6 protein-coding genes and 1 pseudogene are annotated in these 7,651 nt (G+C 37.1%); 3 read left to right on the top strand and 4 right to left on the bottom strand.

Annotation, left to right across the window (positions count from 1 at the left end):
* Positions 1 to 137 precede the first annotated feature (137 nt).
* Both argH and BN6559_RS12255 read left to right on the top strand, forming a co-directional pair.
* Positions 138 to 1,520: an argininosuccinate lyase gene (gene argH / locus BN6559_RS12250; RefSeq protein WP_110954983.1), complete on the top strand. Its 1,383-nt coding sequence runs from the start codon at positions 138 to 140 to the stop codon at positions 1,518 to 1,520.
* Between the two features lie 140 nt (positions 1,521 to 1,660).
* Entirely contained in the window at positions 1,661 to 2,986 is a 1,326-nt protein-coding gene (locus BN6559_RS12255; RefSeq protein ID WP_110954984.1) for an anaerobic C4-dicarboxylate transporter family protein, read from the top strand.
* A 190-nt stretch (positions 2,987 to 3,176) separates the two neighbouring features.
* Here the strand turns inward: BN6559_RS12255 and BN6559_RS12260 are convergent, their stop codons facing one another.
* The 3 genes from BN6559_RS12260 to BN6559_RS12270 all read right to left on the bottom strand — a co-directional run bounded on the left by BN6559_RS12260 (position 3,177) and on the right by BN6559_RS12270 (position 6,320).
* Positions 3,177 to 4,091 (bottom strand): DMT family transporter, encoded by a 915-nt coding sequence (locus BN6559_RS12260; RefSeq protein WP_199883973.1) that lies wholly within the window; start codon positions 4,089 to 4,091, stop codon positions 3,177 to 3,179.
* Between the two features lie 162 nt (positions 4,092 to 4,253).
* Entirely contained in the window at positions 4,254 to 4,739 is a 486-nt protein-coding gene (locus BN6559_RS12265; RefSeq protein WP_110954986.1) for a GNAT family N-acetyltransferase, read from the bottom strand.
* 96 nt (positions 4,740 to 4,835) lie between these two features.
* A complete protein-coding gene (locus BN6559_RS12270; protein ID WP_110954987.1) occupies positions 4,836 to 6,320 on the bottom strand; it encodes an MFS transporter in 1,485 nt (494 codons plus the stop codon).
* A 176-nt stretch (positions 6,321 to 6,496) separates the two neighbouring features.
* On the opposite strand from BN6559_RS12270, the gene BN6559_RS12275 reads away from it, so the two are divergent.
* Entirely contained in the window at positions 6,497 to 7,336 is an 840-nt protein-coding gene (locus tag BN6559_RS12275; RefSeq protein WP_110954988.1) for a MerR family transcriptional regulator, read from the top strand.
* A gap of 172 nt (positions 7,337 to 7,508) precedes the next feature.
* Here BN6559_RS12275 and BN6559_RS19870 read toward each other — a convergent pair.
* Positions 7,509 to 7,651, bottom strand: a pseudogene (locus tag BN6559_RS19870) (IS256 family transposase); the annotation flags it as partial.

Genomic DNA, 7,651 nt, shown 5'->3' on the forward strand with positions numbered 1-7,651 from the left:
ATGGATGATGTTGTAGTTCTTTTTTTATATTAATTGTCGACAATTAATATAAAATGTTGACAATTAATTAAGTTAATATTAATATAAAATATGAAAATTGTATAAATAATTCTAAATATTATGAGGAGGAATTTAGTATGTCAAAAAAACTTTGGGGTGGTCGTTTTGAAATGCCAACAAATAAACTGGTGGAAGAATATACAGCTTCTATTTTGTTAGAACCAAGATTGGCACCATTTGATATCAAAGGAAGTATCGTTCATGCGACGATGCTTGCTCGACAGGAGATTATATCACAAGAAGATGCAGATAAAATTATTGGAGGTTTGCGTCAGGTAGAAAAGGAAATTCATGATGGTAAATTCGTTTTTTCCACGATAGATGAAGATATACATATGGCAGTGGAAAAAAGAATGACAGAAATTATTGGTGAAGTGGGGGGCCGATTACATACTGCACGAAGTAGAAATGATCAGACTACCGTCGATTCTAAAATGCATATGCGAGCTACAATTAAAGAAGTGCAAGCAGCTATTGTAGATCTGCAAAAAGAGATTGCTAAAAAAGCAGAAGAACATGTTAAGGTGATCATGCCAGGTTATACGCATTTGCAAACAGGACAGCCTATTCTTCTTTCCCACTGGATTATGGCATATTTTTGGATGTTAAGACGCGATTACACAAGATTTGAAGATCTTTACAATCGAATGGATGAATGTCCTTTAGGTGCAGCTGCATTGGCCGGAACGACATTCCCGATCGATAGACATTTTACTGCGCAAGAATTAGGTTTTGAACGGCCGACTGAAAATAGTATTGATTCGGTGAGTGATCGTGATCACATGATAGAATTTACGGCAGCAGCGGCAATGTGCTTTATGCATTTAACACGTTTGGCTGAAGAACTCGTTATGTTTACGAGTCAAGATTTTAAATTTATTGAACTTTCTGACGATTTTTGCACAGGATCGAGTATCATGCCGCAGAAAAAAAATCCAGATGTCGTAGAAAAAATGCGTGGTAAAAGTGGACGGATGTATGGAAATCTTATGGCTATGTTGACAATTATGAAAGGAATACCGCTTGCTTATAACACAGATATGAGCGAAGATAAAGCACAAGTTTATGATTCTATGGATACACTTATGGCCAGTCTGCAAATTCTTATTCCTATGATTGAAAAAATGAAGGTTAATGGCGATAAGACACGAGCAGCAGCGGCAAGAGGTTTTTCAAATGCTACAGATATGGCAGATTATTTGGCGAGAAAAGGAGTTCCTTTCCGTGAAGCTCATAGTATCGTTGGTAGTGCCGTAAATTATTGCATTAAACATGAAAAGATGCTTGAGGAACTTACACTTGAGGAATTACATGCTTTCAGTGAAAAAATTGAAAAAGATATTTATGAGGCAATTACGCTAGAAGCTTGCATTAATGCAAGGAAGTCATATGGGGGAACTTCTTTTGAAGCCTTTGCTCATCAGATTAAGGTGGCTAAAAACATGGTTGATATGAAATAACGAGTGAAAACAAGTTCTCATAAAATGTGTCTTAGTTCAGAGGAAGATAAGCTTCCTTTGAACTAGGCAGAAAAATGCTATTAACTTTGTCGGTACAAAGCTCGTTCATAAAATATTTTGTAATAGAGGGGGACTTTACGATGACATCCGTCTTTTGGTTGCAACTTTTAATCGTAATGATTTGTATTGGTATAGGTGGAAGATATGGCGGAGTTGGACTTGGAGCCGCTGGTGGCGTAGGAGTGTCCGTATTAGTATTAATATTTGGGATGAAACCATCAGCACCTCCTACGAGTGTTATTTTCATTATTATTGCCGTTATTTCATGTGTGAGTGTATTACAAGCGGCTGGCGGGCTTGATATGCTAGTCAAATTAGCGGAAAAAGCATTGCGGAAAAAACCTAGTGCGATCACTTTTTTGGGACCAATTATTTGTTCAATTTTCAGTATATTCTGTGGAACAACGTATGTAGCATTTTCTGTGTATCCAGTTGTAGCAGAAGTTGCCGCGGAAGCGAAAATTCGTCCTGAAAGACCACTTTCAATGTCTGTAATTGCTGCGGGCATTGCAATAATTGTAAGCCCTATGAGTGCAGCTACAGCAGGTATGTTGGGAATCTTGGGTGGGGCAGGCGTAACGCCTCTTAAGCTTTTAAGCATTACCCTGCCGGCATTTTTTATCGCTCTCATATGTGGATGTTTTTCTGTATATAAAAGAGGACAAGAACTAGAGCATGATCCGGAATTTAAAAGGCGCGTTGCTGCAGGTGAATACGAGTCTCTTCATCACACCGATACAAAAGATAATAAATTGACCCCAAATGCGAAATCAGGTCTTATTATTTTTGCATTAGGTATTGCAGGTGTTATTTTCTTGGGTTCGGTAACCTCACTTTTACCTTCATGGGATGTGAATGGTGTTATGCAACGTCTCTCTACCCCAATGCTTATTCAAATGCTGATGTTAGCAACAGCCTGCTTTATTATATTAAACGGTAAGCTCCCAGCTGATAAATTAGCTGCGGGTTCTGTTTTTAGGGCCGGACTTATTGGTGTTGTAGGTGTATTTGGTGTAGGCTGGATGACCGGCACTTTTTTCGATGCATATAAACCAGAGTTTATTTCTTTATTTTCTGGAATGGTACAAACTGCTCCGCTTTTATTTGGTATCGTGTTATTTTGCTTTTCTGCTGTTATTTTTAGTCCGTCGGTTACGGTTGCATCACTTATGCCGCTAGGGCTTTCGCTGGGAATTCCACCAGAAATACTGATCGCTCTTTATCCGGCAACTTGTGGTGACTTTATTGTTCCAGGTGCCAATCAAATCAGTTGTGTGTCCTTTGACCGAACGGGGACAACAAAAATAGGTAAATTTGTCGTAAATCACAGTTATATGCGACCTGGTTTTGTCATGATCATTACAGGTGTAGCGGCAGGTTATTTTATTGTTAAGATATTATACTGATAGAGGTTAAAGTGAAAAATTAAGTAATTCTTATCGTAATTTTGTAATGATTATCTATGAGAGTGCGAATTTAAAAAGCTGGCGAAGATATGATGTCCTCGTCAGCTTTTTTATATCTTTATTTTGATTGTATAGCCTTTTCACGCTTAAGACTATATTCGGAAAATAGATAAATAATTCTATGAAGCGTTTACGGAAGACGTTTCTTTGTCGGCGTTCCGAGGTTAGCACCGATAACGCCGATAATAATGATGGCCCCACCGATCAAATGAAAGGCTTCTAAATTTTCGCCGAGATAAAATACGCCGGCAAAAATTGTGACTAACGTGGCAAAATTATTAAATACGCTCATCTTGGAGGCTTCCATTTTTGAAAGCGCATAATTGGATAAAAAAGAAGTGACAAGTGAGGAAAGAAGACCAAGATAGATTGTAGCGATTAAAAAATTTTTATCAGTAAATGGTGTAAAGTACTGTGAAAGAGTGTTATTGAACATGTGCTGAATGATTGCCATGCCATTGAAGAGCAGCATGCCAAGCAGTGACATAATATAAGTCAAAATGGCGAGAGAATAACGTTTTGTCAAACTTCTTGCTAAAACGTTATAAGAAGCAGCTGATAAAGTGGAGAAAAGGATAAGCAGTATACCTTTGCTGTTGGTTAGCTCAACGGCAAGTCCTTTCATTGCGAAGATATAAATAACGCCGGCAACGGATAAGCAGGTAAATAGTTTTTGCCTTAAAGTTGAGCGTTCTTTTAAAAAATATGCAGCAAAAGCTAAAGTGAAGATTGGCACGGTTGCTTGAATAATTCCCGCTTCAGAGGAAGAGGTATAAAGCAGTCCAAATGCCTGAAAAGAGAAAAATAAAGCTGGATAAAACAGCGCCAATGGCAGTATAGACAAAAGATCTCTAAATTTAATGGTCAGTTGGATTTTTCTAATGAAAAAGAAAAGTAAAATAGCTAGAAAGGAAATGCTAAAACGATGTGCCAATGTATCTAAAGGTGTTGCTGCGGTTAAAGCTATTTTTACAAACATAAATGAAAAACCGATAATGCATGCATAAATCAAGGATGCAAGATATGCTTTGTTAAGTTCTGACAAGATTATTTACCTCCAAGCGTTTAGGCTATTTATCGTAATAGAAATAGAGCTGACGTACAATATAATTCAATGCGATAGGTATAGTTTTGTGAAATTCAAAATTCTGGATTAAGTGTAGTTGATAAAAAACATAAGATTAACTTGTCTGTCTGCAAAATCTTATTATTGCGGTTTGTTAACACTTTTATTCGAAACTGGGGATATTGTTTTTACCATAACTTTTTCTTTATTAATGTCCAATTCTCCATTAAAAACGAAACCAAATTTCTGAAATAAATACATCGCATGTTGATTTTCTTCGTATACGCTTAGAAAGATTTCATTACAATGATATAAATCGATGAGATATTGAATTAAAGCCTTTAGCATGGAACTTCCAATGCCATTTCCTTGATGTTTTTCATCGATAAAAAAACGATCTAGCCATACACGCCCGCTGTTTCCTTCCTCTGGGAAATATCCATACATAGCAAATCCGATGAGAATCTGATCTTTGTAAAGACCAGCCGGTTTATAGTGTAGGCATGTTAATGCGTCTGTTAAACATTGCTGTACAGATTCAATATAATTTTTTTGCGTTGTTTTCACTTGTAAGCGTAAAACACTTTCGACTGTTTCTTTCGTTATTTCTTTGATTTCTATTTTCATCCTGCGTTCTTCCTTTTATTTTATCATTTAAAGTCAAACGATAACGTTCTATTTCTTAAGATTAAAGACTGCATTATAGACGGCAGTACAAAAAAACTAGATGTTTTTTGCTCGATGGGCGGCAATTTTAATGATAAGAGCACTTAAAAATAAAATACCTGCAGCAACCGCAAGTACTACTAGAAAAGCCTGATTAAATGCTGCTTGTGCTGCTAATTTTAATGTAGAAGCTGCAACCGGCGGTAACTGTTCGGCAATGATCAGTGCTTCATCTAAGCTATCACGTACAACTGTAGAAACTTTCAAATTTCCAAGTTGTAAGGATGAAGTGTAAATAAATGCTGAGATACTGCCCAAGATAGAAACGCCAATAACACTGCCAAGCTCATAAGAAACTTCCTCAATGGAGGATGCCATGCCTGCTTTTGATATTGGCGCATTGTTTATAATTGCATCCGAAGCAGCCGTCATTGCTCCGCCTATGCCGCTTCCAGCAATCACTAAGCAGATGACTTGCACACCTTGTGCAGCATTATGCGCAAATAGAAAACTTGTTAACCCGATTCCTGTGATGAAGAGTGAAATCCATTGAATAGTTAGCGTGTTGACCCACCGTAAGAGCCAACCAGCAATTAATCCGGAAAAGAAGGCGGCAATCGGGAATGCCATCGTGAATAACCCTGCCTCCAAGGGAGAAAGACCTCGAACCAGTTGAAATTGCTGTGTAAATGCCAATTCTGTACCAGTCAATACGAAAGTTGATACCATAGCGGTCAATGTGCCTAAGCAAAAACAAGGATTGTAAAACAACGTAAAGTCAATTAAAGGATCTGTATGACGATTTTGACGGTAAACAAAAATAATGATAGCTACGAGTCCGATACAAAAAGCAATGAAAGCTATTTCAAAAGAACCGTTGCGCCGACCAACTTCCTTGATAGCATAAACGAGTGTAACCAGGCCAACCATAATTTGAATAGAGCCAAACCAGTCCCATTTTTTATCGGTTTGTCCTCGCCAGTCAGGAATTAGCGGCAAGGTAAGGCATAAAGCAACCAAGATAACAGGAATATTAATTAAAAACACAGAGCCCCACCAATAGTATTCTAGTAAGGCACCGCCAATGAGTGGCCCAATACCTGCGCCGCCTGAAGCAATTGCTGCCCAGATGCCAATTGCCATGGAGCGTTCACGGTCATCAGTAAACGTGATTCGAATGATTGAAAGTGTTGCAGGCATCATCATTGCCGCGCCAATTGCCAGTAGAACGCGGGCGGCAATTAGAATATATGCAGCTGGTGCGTAGGCCGCTAAAGCTGAGGCTGTGCCAAAGATGATAAGACCGACGACAAATAATCGTTTATAACCTAAATGGTCACCTAATGTACCAAACGCTGGGAGCAAGCCTGCCATAACTAACGAATAGGCATTAATAATCCAAAGTTTTTCCGAAGCGGTAACGGATAAATCGTGTGTTAATCTCGGTAAAGCTGTATATAGGACGGTCATATCAATTGTAATTAGAAAAAGAGCACTGGAAACGATCATAAGAATCGTCCAGCGTTGTAATTTAGTGAACATAGTTCCTCCTTAGTAAACTGTTTCATTTGTAAATAATTGAGGATTAAAATTTAGGTGTTTTTGCATTGCAGGTATAATTGTTAAATGATTGCAAATTTGTATTGACGTTATTCAGCATAAACTATATTGTTAGAATATAGTCAATAGTTGAATCGTGAAGTGATTGGAGAAAAATAATGGAACTACGATTTACATCTGGACAAATATGCAAAATATTTGGTATCACCAAACAAACGCTGCTTTTTTATGATAAGAGCGATATTATAAAACCAAAATATATCGATGAAAGCAATGGATATCGCTATTATACATTGGATCAATTTGATCTTTTATATCTAATTCTCTCATTGCGTGAGACTGGAATACCTTTGGGGGAAATTAAAAATCTATTACGGCAGAGAACTTTAGATAAGACAATTATCATATTGGAAAACCAAATCGCTGCAATTCAAAATAAGATTGAAAATCTTCAAACCGCAAAAAATAGATTATATAAAAATCTCACACAAATTGAACAAATTAAGAAGATCAAAAAACATGAATTTATAATAAAAGCCGTACCAGAACAATACCTTTTGTCAATGCCGGTGCAGTATATCAATGGGGTGCCAGATTATGACCTGACATTATCGATAATAACAGAGCGAATGACCAATCAATTGATACCTTTCTATTGGGATGTTGGATGTATAATAGAGCGTGAATCATTCGAACTCGGCAAAGAAGAAATGTTTGTGGTATTAGAAAACTCTATAGAGGGTGAATATGTTAAACGGAAGCCTGCCGGAAATTATCTTTGCACTTGCCATCATGGCATTTATGGAACGCTTGACAACACCTATGAAAAGCTGTTTGAATATGTGAAATTAAACAATCTGCGCCTAATCGGAGATGTCTATGAGAAGTACATTATCAACAATCTTACCACTGAGGATGAAAAAAGTTATATTACAGAGATTACCGTCGCCATTGGCAACTATGACTGTGAGATAGACTCGGGTGACAATACAAGATAAATTGGTTAAGATTTAGCTCAATCTAAATGAATAGCAAAAGTGTAACATATGGATATAAATCCTTTTGATTCAATACAGGCAGTTTGTCTGTTTATTTTTTCATTATTGTAATAAAAATAAGTGTGAATAACTAAATCTTTAATGGGAGTGTCAAGAATTTTGTGTAACAAGATTAAAAGTGTTGTTCATATTTTTGAAAAATCGGCTGAATCCTAGTATCAATTGAAAGTTGGTTTCGAACCATAGACCAATTGAGAACTGGGCGATCATGCCATTTTTTATAAAGTTCTGTAACTCGTAAATACAATACTTTCA

This window comes from Massilibacillus massiliensis (assembly GCF_900086705.1).
Lineage (GTDB): Bacteria > Bacillota > Negativicutes > FLKF01 > FLKF01 > Massilibacillus > Massilibacillus massiliensis.